This window comes from Castellaniella defragrans 65Phen, from assembly GCF_000612685.1.
Taxonomy (GTDB): domain Bacteria; phylum Pseudomonadota; class Gammaproteobacteria; order Burkholderiales; family Burkholderiaceae_B; genus Castellaniella; species Castellaniella defragrans.
Genome location: NZ_HG916765.1, coordinates 1,572,960 through 1,598,416, shown reverse-complemented (window position 1 = coordinate 1,598,416; position 25,457 = coordinate 1,572,960). Strand labels below are relative to the sequence as shown.

The window sequence follows — 25,457 nt, the reverse complement described above, 5'->3', positions numbered from 1 at the left end:
TTGTTGCCTGCGGCTTGGGTGTCAGCCAGGTGCCAACGCAGAATCAGGATGACGGCTTTCTTCGTGGTCGCAGCCGCCCAGGCCGCCGCGCAACGCGCCATCGAGCAGGCCGAAGTCATCCGTTTGTCGATGGCGGACCAGGAATGTTGTGCGCAAGCCCTGCTGTCGCCGCCCAAGCAGGCACCTGCCCTGGAGCGTGCTTTCGCTCGCCGCAGCAAACTCCTGCATGCTGAATGAGCAATGCATCGCAGGCTGCATCGAAGCGCTGATCCGGGGGGACGCGTGCATCCAGGCATGCCACGTGCTACCTTGATCCCGAATGCAGCAAAATCCCCACTCACAGGAGGACACAATCATGAAATCGAACATCGCCCGCCTCGTTGCCATGGCCGCCATGGCCGGTGCCGCCGCCGTCATGGCCTCGGGCTGCTCCGTCGCCCGCAAGCAGGAAACCGTCGGGCAGTACATCGACGGCTCGGCCGTGACGGCCGAAGTCAAGGCCAAGCTGGCCAACGACCCGGCGACGTCGGCGGCGAACATCAACGTCAAGACCATCGACGGCGGGACGGTGCAGCTGTCCGGCTTCGCCAAGTCCCAGCACGAGAAGGATCGCGCGGGCGAACTGGCCCGGTCGGTCAAGGGCGTGACCAGCGTGCACAATGGCCTGGTCGTCAAACCGTGAGACAATGCGGGCGCCATGACCGACGCCCGCACCGCCGACGCCTGCACCGACCTCGATGATCCGCTCGCCGCACTGGCCCCGCCCGGGGTCCAGTCGCAGGCGGCCGATCTGGCGCGGGACGCTTTCACCCGGGCATTCCGCCATGCGGCGGCCGAGCCGGCCTCCTTTCCGCTGGACACGCTGCGCACGCAATGCCTGGACTGGGTGCGTGCCGATGCCGGCGCCGACGCCCGCGCCGTGCGGATGGCGCTGCTGCTGGCCGGACTGGACCAATGGGGCCTGGCGTTCAGCCAGGCCTTCGGCATCCAGGCGATCCCCTCCCTGACGGCGCTGATCGGCGCCCTGCGCACCGGGCTGGACCCGGCGGAAGACGCCCGGTTCCAGCATCAGTTCGAGCGGCTCGACGCGGCCGAGGCCGCGGCCATCGACTTCAAGATCGCGCTGCGCCGCCAGATCCACCTGGCCCTGTGGCACGCCATGGGCGCGGGCGCGAGCCTGGAGGCGGTCGAGCCCGTGATCCAGACCCTCGGCGGCCAGCTGCTGGCCCTGGACGCGGGCATGCCGGAACTGGGCTGGCGCCTGGTGTCGGACACGCTGGCCCACATCCAGATCCGGCTGCTGGAAGATCCGGACGCCCCGGAACTGGCCCAGTCGGGCACCCGGTGCCTGTTCGCCTCGCTGCGCCAGGCCTGGCCGAAGGAACGCCACGACCGCGTCATGGCGCTGGCCGCGCAGGCCGTCCTGGCCTGGCAGCGGGGCCGCCGCCCTCCGGCCGGCTGAGCGCGGCGGCGGAAACGGATTATTCATTCCGCCGCTATCACCTTGATTCAACAGGTGTTTTCAGCACACCCCGTTGTTGAGCGAACTACATTGCGTATTAGCTGGCGGTGCTTGACAAGACTGCAGATTGTTCACTCGTTGGCCGGTGGTGCAATTTTCCGTAGTGCACCGCCCGGGTCGTATACGCGTAGCTGGGCTACTGGCCGAACCGAACTCCGGTAGACCACCAGGTTGGTTCCGCCAGGGTGTGCTTGCGACGGAAACAGGATGCCGTCCAATCCCTCGGCCACCACGTCATCGGCCATGTACCAGGTTGGTGGTTCGATGGACTTTCCGAACCATTCCGCGCGCCAGTCCACCGAAAAATCGGACCATAGCGCCGGCCACATCTCCGGGTCGAAACCTGCGCTGAAGTCAGCGACCCGCAGTTCGCGAACGAAGAAGGTGCAGATCGTGCCTGGCGGCAGCCATGGGTTGTCTTGCTTGTATTCCGCCAGTGCCGTGGCTTCGTCCGTCGACAGGTAGAGTGCTTCCTGCCCCCGCCGGTTAAAGCGTCCGCCCTGGCGTGCCGCACCCGCGCCGGACAAAGGCGTGCCGGCATAGATGGGCGTAATGACGCGATAGTAGGCTTCCTCTTCGGCTTTGCCGAGGGTAATGGCCGGGATCATCCTGCGGCACCGCCGGCGAGCGACTCCAGGTAGGCAATGACTGCATCGGCCCGCCCCTCTTGAATGAGGGTATCCGCTGTCTTGTAGCCGAAGGCGCGTAGCGGCTCGTTGCGCAGCAGGAACGCCGCCCGCTTTTCATCGCCGGTCATCTCGGTGGCGACAGTCAGCACCCTGACCATATCCTGTAGGTACTTCTGCAACTGAGGCGCCTGGGGCCGTGCGGTCGGGGTATTGCGATGCACGTGGGCACGCTCTGCCAGCTCCTGAACCTGGAAGCCGAAGAATTCCCCAATGCGGGCTGGAGACAGATATGGCGTGTCCGGCTCACGGAACTGCTCGGCAAAGGGTCGTTGCAGTACGGTGCTCATGGCACATCCCCCATGCAATTTCTATGCACTTATTCTGCACTATTATCGCTCTCTACACAACGTGGCCATCCGAAACCAAGCAATACCTGGCTGCGTACTTTTGCGAGGACGCAGGGGCTGCGTCAAAGAAACCGGTCATGCCGCAAATCGCATGGTTGCCTGACGCATGAACGCAACTGCGATGAGATGCGAGGCACCGGGCCGTTTTGCATGTCGCCTGACAAGCAGAACTTGCTGAATATTCCACAAGGAGGAAACCCTGTGAAATCAATGAACTGTAGACGTTGACGGATGTCTGCAGCGTAAGAATCGGAGCAGGAAACGAAACGCGCGGACCGGCGCGCGGACTGACCCGGCGTCCGGGCCGGCCGGCATGGGGCAGGCCACGAGAGACAAGGCGTCCACCTTCTGTTACATTTGGAACGCGGCATTCCTCTCATCCAGATTCCCGCTTCCATGTCCCTGGTTTTCCGTCTCCGCACACAATGCTGCCGGAAGCCCATTCAGGCTGCCCTGCTCGCGGCGTTCGCGTTCCTGTGCTCGCTGCTGGGCCAGCTGACCCAGCCCGAGGGAGGCCTGTCGATCCTGTGGCCGGCCAATGCGCTGCTGGCCACCCTGATGATCCGCCATCCGGCCCTGGCCCACCCGCTGTCCTGGGCGGGCGCGCTCTGCGGCCTGGCGCTGGGAAGCGTCCTGCAAGGCCTGCGCTGGCCGCCCGCCGTGGGCTACGGCATCACGGACCTCTCCGGCGCGCTCGTCGCCTGGATCATCCTGTCGTCTCCCTGGTCGCCGCCGCGCCTGCGCAGCCCCCGGGCCATCGGCCAGGTACTGACGGCCTGCGCGGCGGCGGCCGCCACCAATGCGGCCGTCGCCCTGGCGCTCACGCCCTGGCTGCGGCCCGGTGGCCAGTGGACGACGATCGCCCTGAACTGGTTCTTCGGCCAGCTGCTCAGCTACAGCGCCTTCCTGCCGCCGGTCATGCTCCTGCCCCGGCGCCTGCGGCTGCGCGGCGACCGCCGCCACTCCTGGGCCTCCCTGCGCAAGCGCCTCCTCAGCGGGACCCTGCTGCTGCCCGTCGTCGCGCTGGCCGCCAGCCTGTCGCTGTGCTTCGTGCTGGGCGGACCGGGCGCCATCGCCTTCCCCATTCCGGCCCTGATGTACTGCGCCCTGGCGTACCGCCAGATCACGACGGCCTGGCTCACCCTGGTGACCGCGCTCGCCGTGATGCTTGGCATCGCCAACGGCTGGCTGCCGCTGGGCGCGAGCCAACCGCTGGCGGGTCTCCATTTCCATGCCTGGGACATGGTGTCCCTGCGGCTGGGCGTGCTGCTGCTGGTCGCCTCGCCCCTGCTGGTATCCGGCATCCTGGCGGCCCGCAGCGACCTGATCTCGTCCCTGCACGTGGCCCTGGACCACGACGGCCTGACCCGCGCCCTGTCGCGCCAGGCTTTTCTCCGCAGCGCCGAGGAGCACCTGGGCCGCACGCCGGCGCCGCCCCAGGGCAATGCCCTGCTGATGATGGACATCGACCACTTCAAGCTGCTGAACGACCGCCATGGCCACGCCGCCGGCGACCAGGTCCTGAAGGCCTTCGCTCGGACCATCCGCGGCGTCGTGCGCCCCCGCGACCTGTTCGGCCGCCTGGGCGGCGAGGAATTCTCCCTGTTCCTGCCCGACACCTCGGAGCAGGACGCGAACGACATCGCCGAACGCCTGCGCGGCCGCGTGGCCGGGCTGGAGATTTCCCTGAACGGCGGCGCGCCCCTGAAGATTTCCGTCAGCATCGGCACGGTGCACGACTCGCAGGCGCCGCTTGCCTCCCTCTCGGGGCTTTTGGCGTATGCTGATCAGGCGATGTACCAGGCCAAGCGCGGCGGCCGCAACCGGGTGCACGCGTACGGCGGCGGCGCCGCCGAGGCATCGGACGCATCGGACACGACGGAGGATCCGGCATGGCACCCACCCTTGAACAACGCGCCCAGGGCGCCCTGATCGGCGCCTACGTCGGCGACGCCCTGGCCCTGGGCCCGCATTGGTACTACGACCTGGACGCCCTGCGGCGCGACTACGGCGACTGGATCGACGGCTACACGGATCCCCGCCCCGACCGCTACCATGCGGGGCTGCGGGCCGGCCAGTCGGGCCAGGCCGGCTTCATCCTGGACCTGCTGGCGCAATCCCTGGACGCCTGCGGCGGCTACGACGAGGCGGATTTCTGCCGCCGGCTGGACGAGGATTTCTTCCCCTTGCTGGACGGCACGCCCATGAACGGGCCGGGCGGCTACACCAGCCAGTCGATCCGCGAGACCTGGCGCCTGCGGGTGGGCCAGGGCCTGCCCTGGGGCCGGGTGGCGGGCCTGGCCGACACCACCGAGGCGGCCGAGCGCATCCTGGCGCTGGCCGTGCGCTACGCCCGCCAGCCGGCCGATCTGGCGCGCCACTGCGCCGCGAACACGGCGCTGACCCAGCGCGACACGACGGTCATGGCCATGACCGTGGCCTACGGCTGCGTGCTGGGCAGCCTGGTGCGCGGCGAGCCGCTGGACGCGGCCACGTCCGACCGGCTGATGGCGCTGGTGCGCAGCGGCGCCCTGCCCTTCCACAGCGTGACCTCGGCCGGGGAGGACACCCCGCCGCCGGGGCCGGAAGCGCCGCGCACCGCCGGCCAGTTCCCTTCGCCCGACGCCCTGCTGACGGTGTCGGGCATCCTGCGCGCCGCGCGGGATCCGGACATCCGCATCGAGCCGGCCTGGAAGGCCTCGCTGGTGTACGGCATGCCCTGCGCGGTCTACCACCAGTTCCCCGCCGCCTATTACCTGGCCGGCCGCTTCCAGGACGATTTCGAGTCGGCCGTCCTGCACGCCGTCAACGGCGGCGGCCAGAACCAGGCCCGGGCGATGCTGACCGGCGCCCTGTGCGGCGCCATCGGCGGCATCCAGGCGATCCCGGCCCGCTTCATCGAACCGCTGGAGCACGGCGCGCAGCGCCTGGAACGCGCCGGCCGGCTGGCGCGCCAGGCGGCCGCGCAGGCCTGACCGGAGCGGATGCCGGGACGGCGGCCCCGGGCAAACGCCTTCTCCGGCGCAAACGCCCTCGATCCCTCAATACTGCCGGCTGCGGTCCACGACGCCGGTGACCGGCTCGCCCCGGTCCAGGGCGCGGATCTTGCCGGCGATCTGGCGCACCGTCCCGTCCATCAGGCTGGCGCCGGCGACGTGCGGCGTGACCCGGATGCGCGCGTGGGACCAGAAAGGATGGCCGGGCGGCAGGGGCTCGCGCTCGAAGACGTCCAGGGCCGCCGACCGCAGGCGCCCGCCGTCCAGGGCGGCCAGCAGGTCGGCCTCGACCAGATGCCCGCCCCGGGCGATGTTGATCACCACGGCGTCGGGCCGCAGCTGCTCGAAGGTGCGGCGGCACAGGATGCCCCGTGTGGCGTCGGTCAGCGGCAGCGCGTTCACCAGCACGCGCGTGCGCGCCAGGAACGCGGCCAGGTCCGCCTCGCCGCCGTAGGCCTCGACGCCCGGCACGGTGCGGCCGCTGCGCGACCAGACCGCCGTCGGGTATTCCAGGGCCGCGCAGGCCTGGGCGACCCGCGCGCCCATGGCGCCGGCGCCCAGGACGCCGACGGTCCAGGCATCGCGGTCGATGTCGGCCAGGGGCTGCCAGAGCCCTTCGGCCTGCTGGCGCTCGTAGCGGCCGAAGTCGCGCGATTCGCGCAGCAGATGGTAGAGCGCGTATTCCGCCATCTGCACCGCCATGCCGCCGTCTTCCAGCCGCACCAGGGGCAGATCGTCGGGCAGGCCCGGCAGGCGCAGCAGGGCGTCGACCCCGGCGCCCAGGTTGAACAGGGCGCGCAGGCGCGGCTCGCGGGCGAACAGGTCGGCCGGCGGCGCCCACACCACGGCGAAATCGGCGCGGCCTTCCGGCTCGCCGTCGCCCCACAGGCGCACCCGGGCGTCGGGCAGCGCGGTGCGCAGGGCCGCTACCCAGGCCTGCGGATCGGCTTCCAGTTGCGAGGCGAAAACGATCTCCATGCCGTCAATGCTCCAAAGCGTAGTCCAGCGCCGCGCGCACCGCTGCGGCCTGGGCCGCGTTGCATTGCTCGGGGGTGGCCCGCGGGCTGTCGGGATAGACTTCCGTCGTCGTGCGGTAGGGCGCGTCCGTGATGCCGGCGCACAGCCCCAGGGAGCGCAAGGCGTAGCGGATGACGCCCGGAGCGACCACGGGCGAGCCGATGATCTCGCCGTGCGCATCGGCCGGGGCGATGTGGGTGACTTCGGCCACCGCACGGATCACGGCGGCCTGGAATTCGGGCCGGGGAGACTCGGTATCGTCCACCAGGTAGAAGCCGTCCGGGATGCCGCCCGGCGTGAAAGGCCGGCCGTCGCGCGCCGCCAGCGCGGGCCGGAACTCGGACTCGTCGCTGTCGGTGGTTTCGTGCAGGTCGATGTGCACCCGCACCCGAGTGGCGAACGGCGCCACCAGCGCCATCAATGCCGCCGACTCCGGCGCGGGGCTGCCGGGGCGGAAGGACCGGTTCGGGTCCAGCGCCCGGGGATTCCAGCGGTGGATGCGCTCGTAGCCCCAGGGGCTGACGCAGGGGACGATCATCAGGTCCAGGCGGCCCGCGTAATCGGCCGCGTGCAGATCGGCGAAGCGCAGCGCGCCGTGCACGCCGCTGGTCTCGTAGCCGTGCACCCCGCCCGTGACCAGCGCCGCCGGCCGGTCGTCGCGCCAGCCGCGGCTGCGCAGCGCGAACAGGGGATATGCATCGGGCGCATAGTCCAATTGGCCGTACTGCACGACGTCGAAACGGTCGCGCAGGCGGTCGACGACCGTCAGGACTTCGTCGGCATAGCTGCGCCGGCGCCGCTGGCGGGCGAGCCAGGCGGCGATTTCGGCTTCCCCCCAGGGGACGCCGGGGGTGCCGATCGGGTAGAACGGGGACTGCATGAAGCGGACTCCAAGCTGAAAAACCGTCTGGGACTGTATCACAGGGGCATGCGGCGCCGGAGCCCGGGATCAGCGCACAGGCCGCCGGATGCTCAGCTCAATACAGCCACAGCCGGACGTGCAGCCAGCCCGCTTCCTGGAAGGCCTCGATGGCCTCGAACACGGGAATCGACAGGAAATACGGCAGGGCGTCGCGCACCGTGTTCCAGACGCCCTGGAGATCGACCGTGACGTGCCGCGGCGAACGCCAGGCGGACGGACGGGGCAGGAACCGGGGCACCCGCGCGCAGTAGTCCTCGAACGGCGCGCCGAAGGATGCGCGCAGCATCCGCTCCTCCTCGCCCACGATCCAGCGGAACACCGCCCAGGCCGCCAGGGCCAGGACCAGCCCTACCGTCAAGCTGCCGGTCTGCAGGCCGATGCCCAGGACGGCCAGGATGGAGAAGACGTACAGGGGATTGCGGCAGACCGAGTAAGGCCCCTCCGCCACCAGGTCGGCGCCCTTGCGCCCGCCCAGGTACAGCATGCAGGCGCAACGCCCCAGCAGCGCCAGCGCCATCAGGATCAGGCCCGCCCATTCCAGACTCTGATTGACCCAGCCAGCCTCCGGCCAGGCGGAACCGACCCAGGGCAGCGCCAGCACGGTCAGCGCCCCCAGGACGCCCAGCGCGCGGCGGCGCAGCACCTGGGCATGGGCCAGGCGTTCCCAGACGGAATCGATGTCGGCTTTGGAACGGGCGGCGGGGGTGCCGGGGGAAGCGCAGGCGGACGAAGACATGATGGCTCCTGGTCGGACAGCGCTCACCATAGCCCCGAGGGCCACGAATCCGCTACGAATTCCGCTGACCGGAAGCTGAATGGAGGTCCAGCCTGAAGGTCGTTCCGCTATCGGAGCCGCCCTGAGTCGAGTCCACGCTCAGCCGCCAGCCGCGCAGCTCGCAGACGCGCTGGGCGATGCCCAGGCCCAGCCCATGGCCGGTTTCGGATGCGTCCGCCGCGGACAGATCCGCCCGGCCGGCGCGCCACTCCCGCACCCGCGCCAGGCGTTCGGGCGCCATGCCCGGCCCATCGTCGCGCAGGACCAGGACGCCGTCCTGATCCAGACAGACCCGTAGCGTGGCCGGCGCAGCGTGCTCGATCGCGTTGCGCAGCAGGTTGCGCAGCACGATCAGCAGGGCGTCCGGGTCCAGGCACAGGCTCTCGTCCGGCGGAATGCGCGAATCCAGTGCCAGGCCGCGCGCGCGGGCCATGGGTTCCAGGGCGAACCAGGCCTGCTCCAGGGCCTGCGACAGGCCGACGCGGCGCACCCGGGCCGGATCGGCGCTGTTCAGGGCCGCCGCGCCCGCCAGGCTGCTGGCGGCGGCGTCGACCTGGACCATCATGCGCGCCAGGCGCGCTGCCAGGGACGTCCCCGGACCGGCGTCCAGCAGGGCCATTTCGCAATCGGAGCGCAGGGCGGCCAGCGGCGTGCGCAGCTCGTGACCGAGATTGGCGGCGAACTGGCGCTCGAACGCCACGGAGCGGTCGATCCGGTCCTGGATGCGGTTGAAGGCCCCGATCAATTGCAGCGCCTCGTCGCCCCCGGGCGCCTCGTCGGCGAACGCCCCGCCCTCCCAGGCCGAGAGCCGGTCCGATACGGCGCGGATCGGCGCCACCACCCGGCGCGCCAGCCGCCGGGCCAGCAGCCAGGCGCAGATCAGCGCCGACACGGCTCCGCCCGCCAGGATCCAACCGAAGGACCGGACCCGGTCCTCGTGCGCGGTGGCGTCGTAGCGAACGTAGAGGAGGCCTTGGGGGACGGTCTCGACCCAGGTGTGCCACGTCCGGCCCGCCTGCACGATTTCCCGGCCGCCCGGCCCCGCCGCGAACATCCCTTCCAGGGGAGGCGGCCGATCCGCCGGCAGCACCCAGGTCCGGACGCGCCCTCCTTCGCTCCAGCGCGGCGGCTGGATCGCCGACACGGACAGTCCCGCCCCGAGATCGTCGCGCAAGGCCGCGATCTGGCCCGACAGGACTTCGTCGACCAGGTCGTCCTCCATGCGCGCAAAAGTCCCGTAGGCCAGCAGGCTGATGACCAGCAGGAATACGGCGGCGGTGCCGGTGACGGCCCAGGTGACCCGCCGGGCCAGGGAGGACGGCTGTTTCAGCCTCATGCCGCGTCCCCGCCGCCCGCGTCGTCCGGCACCGGCGCCAAACGCCAGCCCCGGCCGGGTTCGGCCACGATGTCGGGTCCTCGCTCCGCGCGCAGGCGGCGGCGCAGCAGGCGCACCTGGTCGTGCAGGGCACGGTCGGACGGCGGTCCGTCGGGCCACAACGCCGCCGTCAGGTGGGCATGGGTTGCCAGGCCGCCCGCCGGCCGCAGCAGGGCCGCCAGCAGCAGCACCGATTTGCGCGGCAGGATCAGCGGCCGGCCGGCCAGGGTCACCGCCTGCGAATGCGGGTCGTAGCGCAGATTCCCGTGGACGAGGGGGCCGGATTCGCCGCCCTGCCCCCGCCGCGTCAGGACGCGCAGCCGCGCCGCGACCTCGGCCAGGGAGAAGGGCTTGACCAGATAGTCTTCCGCCCCGAGGTCGAAGGCCAGGAGCTTGTCCTCCAGCCGCTCGCGCGCCGTCAACACCAGCACGGGCCGCCACAGCATGGGTTCCCGCCGCATGGCGCGCAGCACGTCCAGCCCGCCCAGGCCGGGCAGGCCCAGGTCCAGCACCACGGCGTCGAAGACCGACCCGTGCAGCAGGGCCAGCGCTCCATGGCCGTCGTAGGCCACGTCCGGCGCCATACCCTGGCGCTCCAAATAGCCGTACAAATTTTCCGCCAGCGTCGGCTCGTCCTCGACGATCAGGACGCGCGCGCCGGCCGCCTCCGTCATGGCCAGCGCCTGTCCGCCCTAGCCCAGGAACTCGACCCGGCCGGTATCGAGCCGGTAGACGGCGCCGGCGAGCCGCAGCTTGCCGGCCCGCACCGCGTCGCCGAGGATGGTCGAACGCTCGGCCAGGGCGGCGACGTTGTCGCGGACGTTCTGTGCGGTGGCGGCCGCCAGCAGATCGCCTCCGCCGTCCTGGACTTTCTGCACGGCGGGCGCGATGGCCGACACCAGCGAAGGGATACGGCCGGGATACTGCGCCGATTCCGTGACGGCCTTGACCGCCGCCGCGACCGCGCCGCACTTGTCATGTCCGAGCACGAGGATCAGCGGCACGCCCAGGACCGCCACCGAATACTCCAGGCTGCCCAGCATGTCGACATTGACGAAATTGCCCGCCACCCGGGTGACGAACAGGTCTCCCCGGGCGCAATCGAAGGCGTATTCGGGCACCACACGCGAGTCCGCGCAGCCCAGCACGGCCGCGTAGGGATTCTGCCCCGCCGCCAGGGCCGGGCGCTCGTGGGCGAAATCGTGGCGCCGGGTCACCCCGGACACGTACCGCGCATTGCCCTCGGTCAGCCGCGCGAGCGCGGCATCGGGATCGAGGACGTTCTGCGGCTTGGGCGGGGACGCGGTGCGCGCCAGGGCCAGGCCGCCCGGCAGCGCGCCGCCGGCGGCGACCGCCAGGGCGGCGGCCAGCGAGGATCGTAGGAAGGAACGGCGGGAGTGCGCCGCCGCTTCCGCGCAGCATGTCGAATCACACATTCCAGTGTCTCCTGCAGGGGGTCCGGGGACGGCGCGATCCGCACGGGCATCGCGCAGCCATCATAACCAGCCCGCGCCCCGCCTGGAAAGCGGAATCCCGGCGGAATCCCGGCGTCCCGATCCACCGGCACGGCCCGTCCGTTCCGCCGCGGGCCGGGAGCACAGGCCGGGAGACTACCTGCCGGCGTTGCGCCGCAGCCGTTCCAGCGCAGCCCGGTTCAGTTCCTTGGCTTCCTGCTCGGCATAGTCCCGCTCGTCGGGCTCGTAGGATCCCTCGTAGAGGCACCGGCTGCGGTTCCACTGGCATTCGCCGCCGCGTTCCGCCTGCCGGGTCGGGCCGCCGCCCCCGAAGCAACCGGAGACCAGGGCGGCGAACAGCAGCGCGATGCTGCATCGAATCACGACTCGGCCGGGCATGTGTTCTTCTCGTGCTGGAATACGCATGTCGTTTTTATAACAGGTTCGCACAGGGGGATGCGGACATTCTCACGTTGCGCCAACAAGCCGCATGCTTTGTCACATGCCTTTTTGCGCAGGCCGGCAAAAAGGTGTATAGTTTCGTTCTTCGCAAATCATTGCGACGGGCTGTTAGCTCAGTTGGTAGAGCAGCGGACTCTTAATCCGTCGGTCGAGTGTTCGAGTCACTCACAGCCCACCAGGAATATCAAGCACTCAGATCAAGCACTGAGGCCAGTTCTTCGGAACTGGCCTTTTTGTTTTTGGTTTCCATATAGGCGCTATGCGGGCATTTCAGGGGCTGTCGATCAACCTCGATCGCCTCCTGGACTCTGCCCCATGAACGGGCGATGGGCACTCATCGGACACGGTTGATCCCACTTCCAGCCGATAGGTGAGGTCGTCGCATATCCAGCAGTTTCCGGCCCGCGTCCTGAACCGCGCCCCGGCGCGGGCCTTCCTGCTTCCTAGATCTGCGCCGCCAGGCGGGCCGCCAGGCCGGTGTAGCTGCGCGGCGTCATGGCCAGCAGCCGGGCCTTGGGTTCGTCGGGCAGATCCAGGCCAGCGATGAATTCCCGCAGGGCTTCTTCGGTGATGCCCTTGCCGCGCGTCAGGGCCTTCAACTGCTCGTAGGGCTGCGGCAGGCCGTAGCGGCGCATCACCGTCTGCACGGGCTCGGCCAGGATTTCCCAGCAGGCGTCGATGTCGGCGTCGATGGCGGCGGGGTTCAGCTCCAGCTTGCCCAGGCCGCGCAGGCAGGCCTCGTAGGCCACCAGGCCGTAACCCAGCGCCACGCCCAGGTTGCGCAGCACGGTGGAGTCCGTCAGGTCGCGCTGCCAGCGCGAGACCGGCAGCTTTTCCGACAGGTGGCGCAGCATCGCGTTGGCCAGGCCCAGGTTGCCCTCGGAATTCTCGAAGTCGATCGGGTTGACCTTGTGCGGCATGGTGGACGAGCCGACCTCGCCGTCCTTCAGGCGCTGCTTGAAGTAGCCCAGGGAAATGTAGCCCCAGACGTCGCGGTTCAGGTCCAGCAGGATGGTGTTGGCGCGCGCGATCGCGTCGAACAGGGCCGCCATCCAGTCGTGCGGCTCGATCTGGATGGAATAAGGATTCTGGGTCAGCCCCAGGCCGCTCAGGACCTCGCGGGAGAACGCGGGCCAGTCGATTTCCGGGTAGGCCGCCAGATGGGCGTTGTAATTGCCGGTGGCGCCGTTCATCTTGGCCAGGGGCCGCACGGCGCGGATCGCCTCCAGGGCGCGCTCCAGGCGGGCGACGACGTTGGCGAATTCCTTGCCCATGGTGCTGGGCGTGGCCGGCTGGCCGTGCGTGCGCGAGAGCAGCGGCTGGTCGGCGTGCTGGCGCGCCAGTTCGCGCAGGCGGGCGGCGACCGATTCGAGCGCCGGCACCACGCATTGCGAACGCGCGCGGCCCAGCATCAGGGCGTGGGAGGTGTTGTTGATGTCTTCCGAGGTGCAGGCGAAATGGATGAATTCCGCCGCGCGGGACAGTTCGGCGTCGTCGGCGACCCGCTCCTTGAGCCAGTATTCCACCGCCTTCACGTCGTGGTTGGTGGTGCGCTCGATGGCCTTGATGCGGGCCGCGTCGGCCTCGGAGAAATCCCGCACCAGCTGCCGCAGCCGCGCGCGCGCCGCCGCCGAGAAGGCGGGCAGTTCGGGCAGCCCGGCGTCGGACAGGCCGATCAGCCAGGCGATCTCGACTTCGACCCGGTGCGCCATGAAGCCGGCTTCGGACAGGAAGGGCCGCAGGGCGTCGGCCTTGGCCGCGTAGCGCCCATCCAGGGGCGACAGCGCATTGAGCGCGCTGAGGGAAGAATCAATATGCATCATCGACGGGAACGAGAAGGCGCGGCCGCCCGGACACGAGGCCGGGGCGCGCGGGACAGAGGAACGAACGGCGACCGGCGGGGCGCCCCGGATCCGGCGACGGGCGAGGCGCATCCCAAGCCAGGATTCTAGCACCCGCCCGTCCGCGCCTCCGGACCTGGCGGAGACCGGGCCAGGACCGGGCCGAAGACTGGGCGGATATACCACACCACACGCTTGCCGCCGGGCAAAAAAAGGACAAAACACGCCGGACACCCGGGCTCGGGGGAGTCGTCCTGCTATACTTTTCGAGCCCTGGACTATCCTGTTTCCTCATGAAATTGATCGGTTCCCTGACCAGCCCCTACGTCCGCAAGGTCCGTATCGTGCTGGCCGAGAAAAAGCTCGACTACGAGCTGGTCCTCGACGACCCCTGGGGGCCCGCGACCCACGTCACGGCGCACAACCCCCTGGGCAAGGTGCCCTGTCTGATCATGGACGAGAACGGCGCGCTGTTCGACTCGCGCGTCATCGTGGAATACCTGGATACGCTCTCGCCGGTCGGGCGGCTGATCCCGCCTCCGGGGCGCGAACGCGTGGAAGTCAAGCGCTGGGAAGCCGTGGCCGACGGCGTCATGGACGCCGCCGCGGCGGCCTTCATCGAAGCCCACCGCCGCCCCGAGCCCCAGCGCAACCCCGACTGGATCGCCCGCCAGCACCAGAAGATCGGCGCCGGGCTGAACTACATGGAACAGCTCCTGGGCGAGCAGTCCTACTGCATGGGCGTCAACCTGTGCCTGGCCGACATCGCCGTGGGCGCGGCCCTGGGCTACCTGGACCTGCGCTTCCCGGAACTGGATTGGCGCGCCGACCACGCCCACCTGGCCCGCCTGACCGAAAAGCTCGACGCCCGGCCCTCCTTCGCCACGACCAGGCCGCCCGCCGCGTAGATCCCGCGCGCCGCCGCCCGAGCCCTAGACGATGATCCCGCCGCCCAGGCAGACGTCGCCGTCGTACAGCACGGCCGACTGGCCCGGCGTCACGGCCCATTGGGGCTCGTCGAAGCGCAGCGCGAAATCCCCCGCGCCCTGCCCCGCTTCCAGGACGCAGGCGGCATCGGCCTGGCGGTAGCGGGTCTTGGCGGCGTAGGCGCCGGGGGCCGGCGGCTCGCCCGCCACCCAGCTGGCGTCCTGCGCGCGCAGGCGTTCGCTGAGCAGCCAGGGGTGGTCGTGGCCCTGGACGACGTACAGGACGTTGTTCTCCAGGTCCTTGCGGGCCGCGTACCAGGCGTCGGCCGTGCCGTCCCCGCGCTGGGCGCCGCGCACTCCGCCGATGCCCAGGCCCTTGCGCTGGCCCAGGGTATGGAAGGCCAGGCCCTGGTGGCGGCCGACCTCGCGGCCCTCCGGGGTCAGCATCGGCCCCGGCTTCGTAGGCAGGTAGCGGTTCAGGAATTCGCGGAACGGCCGCTCGCCGATGAAGCAGATGCCCGTGGAATCCTTCTTGGCGGCGTTGGGCAGGCCGATCTCGCGCGCGATGCGGCGGACCTCGGTCTTGGGCAGCTCGCCCAGGGGAAACAGGGTGCGCGCGAGCTGGTCCTGGTTCAGGCGGTGCAGGAAGTAGCTCTGGTCCTTGGTGCCGTCCAGCGCCTTCAGCAGCTGGCTGCGCGGCCCCCGCGGCGTGGCGGCGCGGCGCACCCGGGCGTAGTGGCCGGTGGCGATGTAGTCGGCGCCCAGCCCCATGGCGTGGTCCAGGAAGGCCTTGAACTTGATTTCCGCGTTGCACAGCACGTCCGGATTGGGCGTGCGGCCGGCGGAATATTCGCGCAGGAACTCGGCGAACACCCGGTCCTTGTATTCGGCGGCGAAATTGACCGCCTCGATGTCCACGCCCACCACGTCGGCCACGCTGGCGGCGTCCAGCCAGTCCTGGCGCGACGAGCAGTATTCGCTGTCGTCGTCGTCCTCCCAGTTCTTCATGAACAGGCCGACCACTTCGTAGCCCTGCTGCTTGAGCAGCCAGGCCGACACCGAGGAATCCACGCCGCCCGACATGCCGATGACGACCCGGGCGCCGCGCGTGGGCTGGTCAGTCACGCGCCGGTCAGTCATGGAGGGCCTCGTCGACGGTTTCGATCCAGTGGCGCACCGGCGTGCCGGTGCCGCTCTGGAGATGGCAGATGCAGCCGATGTTGGAGGACACGATGGTGTCGGGCAGCGTGGTCTGGATCGCCTGCAGCTTGCGGTCGCGCAGCGATTTCGACAGCGCCGGCTGGGTGATCGAATAGGTGCCCGCCGAACCGCAGCACAGATGCGATTCGCCGAAGGCCTGCAGATCGAAGCCCAGGTCGGCCAGCAGCCGCTCGGTGACGGCGCGCAGGCCTTGCCAATGCTGCAGCGTGCAGGGCGGATGGAAGGCGCTGCGGCCCGGCGCGCGGCGCATCTTCGCGCGCACCTCGGCTGCCATCGGCGCGAGGAATTCGGCGATGTCCTTGACGTAGGGCATCAGGCGCGCGGCGCGCTCGGCATAGGCCGGGTCGTGCTTGAGGTGATGGGCGTAGTCCTTGATCATGCCGCCGCAGCCCGAGGCGTTGACGATCACGGCCTCGACCTCGCCGGATTCCAGCAGCGGCAGCCAGGCGTCCACGTTGGCGCGCATCTGGTCGCGGCCGGCCTCCTGGGCGTCCAGGTGGAAGTTGATGGCGCCGCAGCAGCCCGATCCGGCGGCGATGCGCGTGCCCACGCCGACCGCGTCCAGCACGCGCAGCGTGGCGGCGTCGATGGACGGCATCATGGCCGGCTGCACGCAGTTGGCCAGCATCAGCACCTGGCGCGCATGGCGGCCGGGCTCGGCCGGCAGCGGCCCGGCCGGGCGCGCCTGCGCGATCTTGGAGCGCAGCACGGCCGGCAGCGCGGGCCGCACCCAGACGCCGATCCGGTACAGGGGGCCGAACCAGGGCGAGCCCATCAGGCGGCGCAGGGCCTCGCGCACCAGGCGCTCGCGCAGCGGCCGGCGCACGCGCTCGCTGACGATCTGGCGGCCGATGTCCACCAGGGCGCCGTACTGGACGCCCGACGGACAGGTGGTCTCGCAGTTGCGACAGGTGAGGCACCTGTCCAGGTGCTGCTGGGTGACGAAGGTGGGCTCGGCGCCTTCCAGGACCTGCTTGATCTGGTAGATGCGCCCGCGCGGGCTGTCGAGCTCGTCGCCCAGGATCTGGTAGGTGGGACAGGTCGCCAGACAAAAGCCGCAATGCACGCAGCGGCGCAGGATCTCGTCGGCTTCCCGGCCGAAATCGGTATCGCGCGCCCAGTCCGCGAGTTGAGTCTGCATGGTGGGTCCTCAGAGTTCCGGATACAGCCGATGGGCGTTGAAGATCCCGGCGGGATCGAATTCCCGTTTCAGCCGCCGGTGGATCTGCAGGACGCCGTCGGCCAGGGGATGGAAGGTCGGCACGCCGGCGGGCGCGCCTTCGCGGCGGTACAGGCAGGCGGAGCCGCCCAGCGACTGGACCCGGTCGCGCAGCGCCGCGGCATCGTACGGCCCGGCCAGCCAGCGCAGGCAACCGCCCCATTCGTGCAGCACGGGCGCGAGGCCCAGCGCGGGCGCGCCGGCGGGCAGGACGATGCGCCACAGGGGCCGCTGGCGGAAGAACGGGTGCGTCTGGTCGCGCAGGCCCAGCCAGAAGGCGTCGGCGGCCTCGTCGTCCAGGGACTCGCCGCCGATGTCCTCCAGGCCCTGGCGCACGGCCGATGCGTTGCCCGACAGGCGCACCCACAGTTTCCCGCTGGCGCCCGAGGCATCGGCCATCCAGGCCGTCGCCGACACGGGCAGCGGCCGCGACCGCCAGCGCAGGCACCGTTCCAGGGCCGCGGATTCGTCCAGCGCCAGCACGCGCGTGGCCTCGCGGTGCGGCCGCGGCGCGACCTTCAGCGAGATTTCCACCAGCGCCCCCAGGACGCCCAGGGATCCGGCGAGCAGGCGCGAGACGTCGTAGCCGGCGACGTTCTTCATGACTTCGCCGCCGAAGCGCAGCACGTTGCCGTCGGCGCTCAGCAGGCGCGTGCCGAGCACGAAATCCGCCAGCGAGCCGGCCGCCATGCGGCGCGGGCCGGACAGGCCCGAGGCCACGCAGCCTCCCAGGGTGCCGGCGGCGCCGAAACGCGGCGGCTCGAAGGCCAGCATCTGTTCCCGCGACGCCAGCAGCGCCTCGATTTCCGCCAGCGGCGTGCCGGCCCGCGCCGTCAGCACCAGCTCGGACGGCTCGTAGCCGACCACGCCCCGATAGGCCGACAGCTCCAGCCAGGACGCGGCGTCTTCCGACGGCAGCGGACCGCCGTAGAACAGCCGCGTGCCGCCGCCCCGGATCAGGAGCGGGCGCTGGGCCGCGCGCGCGGTCACGACCTGCTCGCAAAGTTCGGACAGCACGAATTCCATGAGGGGGATTCCTAGAACCGGGGGATGTCGGGGAAGCGGACTTCGCCCTGGTGGACGTGCATCTTGCCGTATTCCGCGCAGCGCACCAGCGTCGGGATGAGCTTGAGCGGATTGAGCAATCCGTAGGGATCGAAGGCGCGCTTGACCGCCGCGAAGGCGTCCAGTTCCTCGCGCGTGAACTGCGTGCACATCTGGTTGATCTTCTCCAAGCCCACGCCGTGTTCGCCGGTGATGGTGCCGCCCACCTGGACGCACAGTTCCAGGATGGCGGCGCCGAAGGCCTCGGCGCGCTCGACCTCGTCGGGCCGGTTGGCGTCGAACAGGATCAGGGGATGCAGGTTGCCGTCCCCGGCGTGGAACACGTTCGCGCAGCGCAGGCCGAACCGCGTCTCCATCCCGGCGATGGCCGCCAGCACCCTGCCCAGGTGGCGGCGCGGGATGGTGCCGTCCATGCAGTAGTAATCGGGCGAGATGCGCCCGGCCGCGGGAAAGGCGTTCTTGCGCCCGGCCCAGAATTTCAGGCGCTCGGCTTCGGACGCGGAGGTCTGCAGCCGGGTGGCGCCGGCCTCGCGCAGCAGCGCCTCGATGCGGCCGATTTCCTCGGCCACCTCGTCGGGCGTGCCGTCGGATTCGCACAGCAGGATGGCCTCGGCCTCCAGGTCGTAGCCGGCCTGCACGAAGGGTTCGACCATGTGCACCGAGCGCTTGTCCATCAGCTCCAGCCCGGCCGGGATGATGCCGCCCGCGATGATGCGCGTGACGCCCTCGCCCGCCTGCTCGACGCTGGGGAAGCTGGCCATGACCACCCGCGCCAGCTGCGGGCGCGGAATCAGCCGTACCGTGACCTCGGTGACCAGGCCGAGCATGCCCTCGGAGCCGATGAAGGCCTGCAGCAGGTTCAGGCCCGGGGCGTCCGGCGCCTCGCCGCCGAGCTCGACGATCTCGCCCTCGACCGTGACCATGCGCACGCGCAGCACGTTGTGCACCGTCAGGCCGTATTTCAGGCAATGCACGCCGCCGGAGTTTTCCGCCACGTTGCCGCCGATGGAACAGGCGATCTGGCTGGACGGGTCCGGCGCGTAGTACAGGCCGTGGGGCGCGGCCGCCTCGGAGATCGCCAGGTTGCGCACCCCCGGGCCGACCACGGCCACGCAGGTCGCGGGATCCAGGCGCAGGATGCGGTTGAGCTTGGCCAGGCCGATCACCACGCCCTGCGGATGCGGCGTGGCGCCGCCCGACAGCCCCGTGCCCGAGCCGCGCGGCACCACCGGCACGTTGTGTTCGTGGCAGGCCTTGAGGATGGCGATGACCTGGGCCTCGTTTTCGGGCAGCACCACGACGGGGGGCAGCTCGCGGTACAGGGCCAGCCCATCGCACTCGTAGACGCGGGTCTGGTCGGGCCGGGTGAGGATGCAGTGCGCCGGCACGTCGCGGGCGATGCGGGCGAGGAAGCCGGGAAAATCGGGCACGGTGGCGTGCCGTTCGTCCACGGGGCTGGCGATGTCCATGGGAGTCCTTCGGCGCCTAGGCGGCCGGCGGCAGGATCTTGCCGGGATTGAGCACGTTGCGCGGGTCCAGCGCGGCCTTCAGGGCCGCCATCACGTCCAGGGCGTCCTGGCCGTGCTCGGCCCGCATGAAGGCCTGCTTGTGCAGGCCGACGCCGTGCTCGCCGGTGCAGGTGCCCTGCATGGCGATGGCGCGCGCCACCAGGCGCTGGTTCAGGCGTTCGGATTCGGCCCATTCGTCCGGATCGTCCGGGTCGAGCAGCATCAGCACGTGGAAGTTGCCGTCGCCCACGTGGCCCACGATGGTGTAGGGAAAGCTCGCCTGGTCCAGCTCGCGCGCGGTTTCCCCCACGCATTCGGCCAGCCGGGAGATCGGCACGCACACGTCGGTGGTGCTGGAGCGGCAGCCGGGGCGCAGCTGCAGGCCGGCGAAATAGGCGTTGTGCCGCGCCGTCCACAGGCGGCTGCGGTCCTCGGGGCGGTCGGCCCACTGGAAATCCTGGCCGCCGTGCTCGCGCGCGATGGCCTGCACCGATTCGGCCTGCTCGCGCACCGAGGCCGGGCTGCCGTGGAATTCAAACAGCAGCAGCGGCGATTCGCGCAGGCTCAGGTGGCTGTAGCGGTTGGTGGCCCGCACGGCGTGGGCGTCCATGAATTCGATGCGGGCCACCGGCACGCCCATCTGGATGACCTCGATCACGCTTTGGACGGCGGCGTCCAGGTCGGGGAAATTGCAGATCGCGGCGGACACGGCCTCGGGCTGCGGATACAGGCGCACGGTGACTTCGACGATGATCCCCAGGGTGCCCTCGCTGCCCACGAACAGGCGGGTCAGGTCGTAGCCGGCCGAGGACTTGCGCGCCCGGCTGGCGGTCTCGATCACGCGGCCGTCGGCCGTGACGACCTTCAGCGACATGACGTTCTCGCGCATGGTGCCGTAGCGCACGGCGTTGGTGCCCGAGGCGCGCGTGGCCGCCATGCCGCCCAGGCTGGCGTCGGCGCCCGGGTCGATGGGGAAGAACAGGCCGGTGTCGCGCAGGGCTTCGTTGAGCTGCTTGCGGGTCACGCCCGCCTGCACCGTGGCGGTGAAGTCCTCGGCGTGCACGGCCACGATCCGGTCCATCCCGGACAGGTCCAGGCACACGCCGCCCTGGACCGCCAGCAGGTGGCCTTCCAGGGACGAGCCCGCGCCGTAGGGGATCAGGGCGATGCCGTGGTCGTGGCAATGGCGCGCCACCCAGGCGACCTCGTCCACGTCCCGGGCGTAGACCACCGCGTCGGGCGGCATGACCGGATACGGGGATTCGTCGCGGCCATGGTGCTCGCGCACCGCCTGCGCCGTGGAGCAGCGCTCGCCGAAGCGCGCGGCCAGCGCGTCGAGGAAGCCATCCGGCAAGGGCCGGGCCTGCTGGGCGATGTGCAAGGTATCCATGTTCGATCCTGTCTACTCGGAAGCCGGCGGACCCGCGGGCCCGCCGGGCGGAACGTTTCAGGCGGCGCTGCCGACCGGCTCGGCCGCCGCGCCCACGGCCTGGCGGCGCGCGCGCACCGCGGCGGCCAGGCGGTCGAGCATGGCCACCGTCGTGTCCCAGTCCACGCAGCCGTCGGTGATGCTCTGACCATACACCAGGGGCTTGCCCGGCACCAGGTCCTGGCGCCCGCCCACCAGGTGGCTTTCCACCATGACGCCGAACAGGCGCGTGTCGCCGGCCTCGACCTGGGTGCAGATGTCTTCGATCACCAGGGGCTGGCGGGCGTAGTCCTTGCTGCTGTTGGCGTGGCTGGCGTCCACCATGACGCGCGGGCGCATGCCGGCCTTTTCCAGGGCCGCGGCCGCCGCCTGGACGTGCTCGGCCTGGTAGTTGGGCGCCCTGCCGCCGCGCAGGATCACGTGGCAGTCCTCGTTGCCGCGCGTGGACACGATGGCGGAATGCCCGCCCTTGGTGACCGAGAGGAAGTAGTGCGGCTGCGACGAGGCCTTGAGCGCGTCGATGGCGATGCGCGTGTTGCCATCGGTGCCGTTCTTGAAGCCCACCGGGCAGGACAGCCCCGAGGCCAGCTCGCGGTGCACCTGGCTTTCCGTGGTGCGCGCCCCGATGGCGCCCCAGGACACCAGGTCGGCGATGTACTGCGGCGTGATCATGTCGAGGAACTCGGTGCCGGCCGGCAGGCCCAGGGCGTTGATGTCGATCAGCAGCTCGCGCGCGGTGCGCAGGCCCTGGTTGATGTCGAAGCTGCCATCCAGGCCCGGGTCGTTGATCAGGCCCTTCCAGCCCACCGTGGTGCGGGGCTTCTCGAAGTACACCCGCATGACGATTTCCAGGTCGGCGCCCAGCCGCTCGCGCTGCGGCGCCAGGCGGCGGGCGTATTCCATGGCCGCCTGGGTGTCGTGGATGGAACACGGCCCGACCACGACCACCAGGCGGTCGTCCGCGCCGTAGAGCACGTCGTGGATGGCGCGCCGCGCATCGTGCACCGTGCGGGAAATGTCCGCCGTGCAGGGAAATTCACGCATCACGTGGGCGGGCGGGGCCAGCTCGCGGATTTCTCGGATGCGGGTATCGTCGGTATTGTGTGACACGGTCATGCTCCATTCATGGGCCGGATGCGGGAAGGCGGCAACAAAAAAGCCGCCTGGCAGCGCCGGCGGCTTTTTCGGGAATGTGTGGTCTACCTTTTAGTACAGCGATTCCCTTCCTCCACCGGCGGCTTTGGAAACGTAAAAAAGTAGAAAAAATAAGGAATCGAGTGCATTGGTGAATCCTAGCACAGTCACCACCCCTGGAGCAAGAAAGTTGCTCCGGCGATCCCTGCAGGATTTTTCGCGCCCGAAGGATTTCCTACGCTCCCCCAGCCTTTTCCATGCGATCCGGACGTTCCGCATGAATTGATGGGTGAATCCTAGCACGCCCCCCGCCCTCCACGGCCAGAAAATTGCTCCGGCGACTCCCGAAGGATTTTCCGCGCGGGCCGGGTTTCACGCCGGGGTTCGCGCTCCGGACATTTCCAGTCAATTGATTCGTGCTGAAATCATTCTATAATGCATCATTCGCCAAGAGATCATTTCATATGCACACATCCAGGAGACCCTCTATGAAAACCGCACTGAAACCCTGGCTGCTGGCCGCGGCCGCCGCCTGCGTCCTGGGCCCCGGCGCCGCCGCGCAGGCGGCCGACCTCGACGCCCTGCGCAACGGCGGCACGCTGCGCGTGGCCATCGCCAACGAGATCCCCTACGGCTACATGGACCTGAACGGAGAAGCCAAGGGCGTGGGACCGGACGTGGCCAAGCACATCGCCAAGGCCCTGGGCATCGGCAAGATCGAATGGACCACCACGGCCTTCGGCTCGCTGATCCCCGGCCTGCAGGCCGACCGCTACGACATGGTGGCCGCCGAGATGGCCATCCTGCCGCAGCGCTGCGAGCAGGTGCTCTATTCCGAGCCGAACAGCTCCTATGGCGAGGGCCTGCTGGTCGCCAAGGGCAACCCGAAGAACCTCCACGACTATGAGAACTTCGCCGCCTCGGACCACAAGATCGCCATCATGGCCGGCGCCGACCAGCTGGAGATCCTGCAGGCGCTGAAGGTGCCCGCCAGCCGCATCGTCACCATCGCCAACAACGCCGACGCCATCTCCACGGTGACCACCGGGCGCGCGGACGGCTACGCCGCCACCAGCCTCACCGTCGGCGAACTGGCCGCCAAGAGCCGGGGCAAGGCCGAGGCCGCGCGCGACTTCAAGGACCCGGTGGTGGACGGTCAGCCCGTGCGCAGCTGGGGCGGCTTCGCCTTCTCCAAGGATTCGGGCGCGCTGCGCGACGCCGTGAACCAGGAGCTGGCGAAATTCAAGAAGACCGAGGACTGGAAGAAGATCATGAGCGGCTACGGCTTTTCCGCCGAGGACGCCTCGCAGTCCTTCGAGCGCAGCACGGCGCAGCTCTGCGCCGGGTAAGGCCGGTCCGCGCTCCGCATGGATTGGCTGTCCTACCTGAACCCCCTGATGCAGGGCGCCTGGGTCACGATCCGGCTGGCCCTGTATTCCACCCTGCTGGGGGGGCTGTTCTCCTTCCTGTTCGGCATCGGCCGCCTGTCCCGGTCCGCGCCCTGCCGCTGGGCCTCGATCGCCCTGATCGAGGTCTTCCGCGGGACCTCGCTGCTGGTGCAGCTGTTCTGGCTGTTCTTCGCCCTGCCGGTGCTGGGCCAGGCCCTGGGCGTGGACCTGCGCCTGCCGCCGGTGGTGGCGGGCACGCTGGCCCTGAGCCTGAACATCGGCGCCTACGGGGCCGAGGTGGTGCGCGGCGCCATCCAGGCCGTGCCGCGCAGCCAGCACGAGGCGGCCAAGGCGCTGGATTTCACGCCGCGCCAGATCCTCTGGCGCATCGCCATCCCGCAGGCCGTGCCGGAAATGATGCCCAGCTTCGGCAACCTGGCCGTGCAGAACCTGAAGGACACGGCCCTGGTCTCGCTCATCGGCCTGGGCGACCTGGCCTTCCAGGCCGAGCGCGTGCGCAACTTCACCCAGGACAGCATCGGGGTCTACACCCTGCTGCTGCTGATGTATTTCGGCATGGCGCTGGTGCTGGCCGGGCTGATGCGGCTGCTGGAAACCCGCGTCGGGCGCTGGCGCCCCAAGGGGATCTGAATGCTCTTCGGCATCGAATGGAACACGGCCAACGACTGGATCTTCGCCTGGTCGATCCTGCCCATCCTGCTGCGCGGCCTGGTCGTCACGATCGAGGCCACCCTGCTGGGCTTCGTCGTCGGCGCCGCGCTCGGCCTGGTGCTGGCGGCCCTGAAGAGCGTGCGCTTCCGGCTGATCGCCTGGCCGGCGCGGGTGTTCACGGAATTCCTGCGCGACACCCCGCTGCTGGTGCAGCTGTTCTTTCTCTACTACGTGCTGCCGGAATACGGGCTGGTGCTGCCCGCCTTCCTGACGGGCGCGCTGGCGCTGGGGGTGCAGTACAGCGCCTACATGTCCGAGGTCTACCGCGCCGGGCTGGAATCGATCAGCCGGGGCCAGACTGAGGCCGCGCGCGCCCTGGACATCTCGCCCCTGCGCACCTTCGCGGTCATCGTCCTGCCCCAGGCCATCCCCCGCATCATCCCGGCCCTGGGCAACTACCTGGTGTCCATCATGAAGGACGTGCCGGTGCTGTCCGTGGTGTCCATCCTGGAAATGCTCAACGTCGCGCGCATCATCGGCGACCGCAGCTTCAACTACATGGTGCCGCTGACCCTGGTGGGCGTGCTCTACCTGATCCTGACCCTGGTCGCCTCGGCCGGCGTGCGCCTGCTGGACGAACGCCTGCCCAAGCGCGGCATCCCCCTACGCTGAACCGACATGAACGACGCCTCGAATCCTTCCGTCCCGGCCGATCCCATCATCGTCATGGACCAGGTCGTCAAGCGCTTCGGCGACGCTCTGGTGCTCGACCACCTGGACTTCCAGGTGGCCAAGGGCGAGAAAGTCACCATCATCGGCCCCTCGGGCTCGGGCAAGTCCACGGTGCTGCGCATCCTGATGACGCTGGAGACCATCGACGCGGGCATGATCCACGTGGCCGGCAAGCCCCTGTGGCACGAATACCGCGACGGCCGCCCCGTGCCCGCGGGGGAAGCCCACCTGCGCGCCATGCGCAAGGAAATGGGCATGGTGTTCCAGCAGTTCAATCTGTTTCCCCACATGACGGTGCGGCGCAACGTCACCGAATCGCCCATCCACGTGCTGGGCCTGCCGAAGGACGAGGCCGAGCGGCGCGCCCACGAATACCTGGACCTGGTCGGCATGACCGAGCACGCCGACAAGTTCCCCAGCCAGCTCTCCGGCGGCCAGCAGCAGCGCGTGGCCATCGCCCGCGCGCTGGCGATGCGGCCGAACATCATGCTGTTCGACGAGCCGACCTCGGCCCTGGACCCGGAGCTGGTGGGCGAGGTGCTGACCGTGATCCGCCGCCTCTCCGAGGAGCACGACCTGACCATGCTGCTGGTCACCCACGAGATGGAATTCGCCCGCCAGATCTCGGACCGGGTGTGCTTCTTCGACCGCGGCGTGATCGTGGAGCAGGCGCCGCCCGAAGTCATGTTCGCCGAGCCGCGGGAAGAGCGCACCCGGGAGTTCCTGAAGAACTTCCTTGACGCCCGCCAGGGCGCCTGAGGGG

The 25,457-nt window shown here is 69.8% G+C and carries 26 protein-coding genes and 1 tRNA gene; 11 read left to right on the top strand and 16 right to left on the bottom strand.

The annotated features are described in order from the left end of the window. Positions 1-48: 48 nt before the first annotated feature. From BN940_RS07255 to BN940_RS07245, 3 genes are all read left to right on the top strand, one after another. Entirely contained in the window at positions 49-237 is a 189-nt protein-coding gene (locus BN940_RS07255; RefSeq protein WP_043681615.1) for a type II toxin -antitoxin system TacA 1-like antitoxin, read from the top strand. A gap of 118 nt (positions 238-355) precedes the next feature. Next, positions 356-682, top strand: a complete 327-nt coding sequence (locus tag BN940_RS07250) for a BON domain-containing protein (RefSeq protein ID WP_043681613.1) — start codon at positions 356-358, stop codon at positions 680-682. Between the two features lie 15 nt (positions 683-697). Next, a complete protein-coding gene (locus BN940_RS07245) occupies positions 698-1,462 on the top strand; it encodes a hypothetical protein (protein ID WP_043681610.1) in 765 nt (254 codons plus the stop codon). A gap of 131 nt (positions 1,463-1,593) precedes the next feature. On the opposite strand, the gene BN940_RS07240 is transcribed toward BN940_RS07245, so the two are convergent. Both BN940_RS07240 and BN940_RS07235 read right to left on the bottom strand, forming a co-directional pair. Beyond that, positions 1,594-2,130 (bottom strand): RES family NAD+ phosphorylase, encoded by a 537-nt coding sequence (locus BN940_RS07240; protein ID WP_043681607.1) that lies wholly within the window; start codon positions 2,128-2,130, stop codon positions 1,594-1,596. After that, positions 2,127-2,498, bottom strand: a complete 372-nt coding sequence (locus BN940_RS07235) for an MbcA/ParS/Xre antitoxin family protein (protein WP_043681604.1) — start codon at positions 2,496-2,498, stop codon at positions 2,127-2,129. Before BN940_RS07235 ends, BN940_RS07240 begins: the two co-directional genes overlap by 4 nt. A gap of 456 nt (positions 2,499-2,954) precedes the next feature. On the opposite strand from BN940_RS07235, the gene BN940_RS07230 reads away from it, so the two are divergent. Together BN940_RS07230 and BN940_RS07225 are read left to right on the top strand one after the other, a co-directional pair. Continuing rightward, a complete protein-coding gene (locus tag BN940_RS07230; protein ID WP_043681601.1) occupies positions 2,955-4,490 on the top strand; it encodes a GGDEF domain-containing protein in 1,536 nt (511 codons plus the stop codon). Next, entirely contained in the window at positions 4,451-5,533 is a 1,083-nt protein-coding gene (locus BN940_RS07225) for an ADP-ribosylglycohydrolase family protein (protein ID WP_043681599.1), read from the top strand. The genes BN940_RS07230 and BN940_RS07225 overlap by 40 nt, the downstream gene beginning before the upstream one ends. A 66-nt stretch (positions 5,534-5,599) precedes the next feature. Here BN940_RS07225 and BN940_RS07220 read toward each other — a convergent pair whose 3' ends face one another. The 7 genes from BN940_RS07220 to BN940_RS07190 form a co-directional block, all read right to left on the bottom strand. Further along, a complete protein-coding gene (locus tag BN940_RS07220) occupies positions 5,600-6,532 on the bottom strand; it encodes a 2-hydroxyacid dehydrogenase (protein ID WP_043681596.1) in 933 nt (310 codons plus the stop codon). Positions 6,533-6,536: 4 nt separating this feature from the next. Further along, positions 6,537-7,451 carry a M14 family metallopeptidase gene (locus BN940_RS07215; RefSeq protein WP_043681593.1) on the bottom strand — a complete coding sequence of 305 codons (915 nt, stop codon included), beginning with the start codon at positions 7,449-7,451 and terminating at the stop codon, positions 6,537-6,539. Positions 7,452-7,548: 97 nt separating this feature from the next. Next, entirely contained in the window at positions 7,549-8,229 is a 681-nt protein-coding gene (locus tag BN940_RS07210; protein ID WP_052355673.1) for a methyltransferase family protein, read from the bottom strand. A gap of 52 nt (positions 8,230-8,281) precedes the next feature. Then, entirely contained in the window at positions 8,282-9,604 is a 1,323-nt protein-coding gene (locus tag BN940_RS07205; RefSeq protein ID WP_043681590.1) for a sensor histidine kinase, read from the bottom strand. Beyond that, on the bottom strand, positions 9,601-10,317 hold the full coding sequence (locus BN940_RS07200; protein ID WP_043681587.1) for a response regulator transcription factor: 717 nt from the start codon (positions 10,315-10,317) through the stop codon (positions 9,601-9,603). Before BN940_RS07200 ends, BN940_RS07205 begins: the two co-directional genes overlap by 4 nt. Positions 10,318-10,335: 18 nt before the next feature. Beyond that, the gene (locus tag BN940_RS07195) at positions 10,336-11,079 is read right to left on the bottom strand and encodes a carbonic anhydrase (RefSeq protein WP_043681584.1); all 744 of its coding nucleotides are present in this window, start codon (positions 11,077-11,079) and stop codon (positions 10,336-10,338) included. Between the two features lie 174 nt (positions 11,080-11,253). Beyond that, positions 11,254-11,496: a hypothetical protein gene (locus BN940_RS07190; RefSeq protein WP_043681582.1), complete on the bottom strand. Its 243-nt coding sequence runs from the start codon at positions 11,494-11,496 to the stop codon at positions 11,254-11,256. 165 nt (positions 11,497-11,661) lie between these two features. Here BN940_RS07190 and BN940_RS07185 point away from each other — a divergent pair. Further along, a tRNA-Lys gene (locus BN940_RS07185) sits at positions 11,662-11,737 on the top strand. A 265-nt stretch (positions 11,738-12,002) separates the two neighbouring features. On the opposite strand, the gene purB is transcribed toward BN940_RS07185, so the two are convergent. Next, positions 12,003-13,379, bottom strand: coding sequence for an adenylosuccinate lyase (gene purB, locus BN940_RS07180; protein ID WP_043681580.1), 1,377 nt, complete (start codon positions 13,377-13,379; stop codon positions 12,003-12,005). Between the two features lie 314 nt (positions 13,380-13,693). On the opposite strand from purB, the gene BN940_RS07175 reads away from it, so the two are divergent. Further along, positions 13,694-14,308 (top strand): glutathione S-transferase N-terminal domain-containing protein, encoded by a 615-nt coding sequence (locus BN940_RS07175; RefSeq protein ID WP_043681577.1) that lies wholly within the window; start codon positions 13,694-13,696, stop codon positions 14,306-14,308. A 24-nt stretch (positions 14,309-14,332) separates the two neighbouring features. Here the strand turns inward: BN940_RS07175 and mnmA are convergent, their stop codons facing one another. Genes mnmA through aroG form a run of 6 tightly spaced genes read right to left on the bottom strand, consistent with a single transcriptional unit; the run spans position 14,333 to position 21,878 of the window. Further along, positions 14,333-15,451: a tRNA 2-thiouridine(34) synthase MnmA gene (gene mnmA / locus BN940_RS07170; RefSeq protein ID WP_043686225.1), complete on the bottom strand. Its 1,119-nt coding sequence runs from the start codon at positions 15,449-15,451 to the stop codon at positions 14,333-14,335. Between the two features lie 7 nt (positions 15,452-15,458). Beyond that, on the bottom strand, positions 15,459-16,688 hold the full coding sequence (gene glcF, locus BN940_RS07165; RefSeq protein ID WP_043681574.1) for a glycolate oxidase subunit GlcF: 1,230 nt from the start codon (positions 16,686-16,688) through the stop codon (positions 15,459-15,461). Positions 16,689-16,697: 9 nt separating this feature from the next. Beyond that, the gene (gene glcE / locus BN940_RS07160) at positions 16,698-17,792 is read right to left on the bottom strand and encodes a glycolate oxidase subunit GlcE (RefSeq protein WP_043681571.1); all 1,095 of its coding nucleotides are present in this window, start codon (positions 17,790-17,792) and stop codon (positions 16,698-16,700) included. Between the two features lie 11 nt (positions 17,793-17,803). Next, complete coding sequence (locus BN940_RS07155; RefSeq protein ID WP_052355671.1) at positions 17,804-19,300, bottom strand: FAD-linked oxidase C-terminal domain-containing protein; 1,497 nt, start codon at positions 19,298-19,300, stop codon at positions 17,804-17,806. A 16-nt stretch (positions 19,301-19,316) separates the two neighbouring features. After that, positions 19,317-20,729 carry an FAD-binding oxidoreductase gene (locus tag BN940_RS07150; protein ID WP_043681568.1) on the bottom strand — a complete coding sequence of 471 codons (1,413 nt, stop codon included), beginning with the start codon at positions 20,727-20,729 and terminating at the stop codon, positions 19,317-19,319. Between the two features lie 57 nt (positions 20,730-20,786). Further along, complete coding sequence (gene aroG, locus BN940_RS07145; RefSeq protein ID WP_043686221.1) at positions 20,787-21,878, bottom strand: 3-deoxy-7-phosphoheptulonate synthase AroG; 1,092 nt, start codon at positions 21,876-21,878, stop codon at positions 20,787-20,789. Between the two features lie 512 nt (positions 21,879-22,390). On the opposite strand from aroG, the gene ehuB reads away from it, so the two are divergent. The 4 genes from ehuB to ehuA are packed head-to-tail and all read left to right on the top strand — an operon-like array spanning position 22,391 to position 25,453. Beyond that, positions 22,391-23,251: an ectoine/hydroxyectoine ABC transporter substrate-binding protein EhuB gene (gene ehuB, locus BN940_RS07140; protein ID WP_043681566.1), complete on the top strand. Its 861-nt coding sequence runs from the start codon at positions 22,391-22,393 to the stop codon at positions 23,249-23,251. Positions 23,252-23,269: 18 nt separating this feature from the next. Then, the gene (ehuC, locus tag BN940_RS07135) at positions 23,270-23,941 is read left to right on the top strand and encodes an ectoine/hydroxyectoine ABC transporter permease subunit EhuC (RefSeq protein ID WP_043681564.1); all 672 of its coding nucleotides are present in this window, start codon (positions 23,270-23,272) and stop codon (positions 23,939-23,941) included. Beyond that, a complete protein-coding gene (gene ehuD / locus BN940_RS07130; protein ID WP_043681561.1) occupies positions 23,942-24,634 on the top strand; it encodes an ectoine/hydroxyectoine ABC transporter permease subunit EhuD in 693 nt (230 codons plus the stop codon). Between the two features lie 6 nt (positions 24,635-24,640). Then, positions 24,641-25,453 (top strand): ectoine/hydroxyectoine ABC transporter ATP-binding protein EhuA, encoded by an 813-nt coding sequence (ehuA, locus tag BN940_RS07125; RefSeq protein ID WP_043681559.1) that lies wholly within the window; start codon positions 24,641-24,643, stop codon positions 25,451-25,453. Positions 25,454-25,457: the final 4 nt, after the last annotated feature.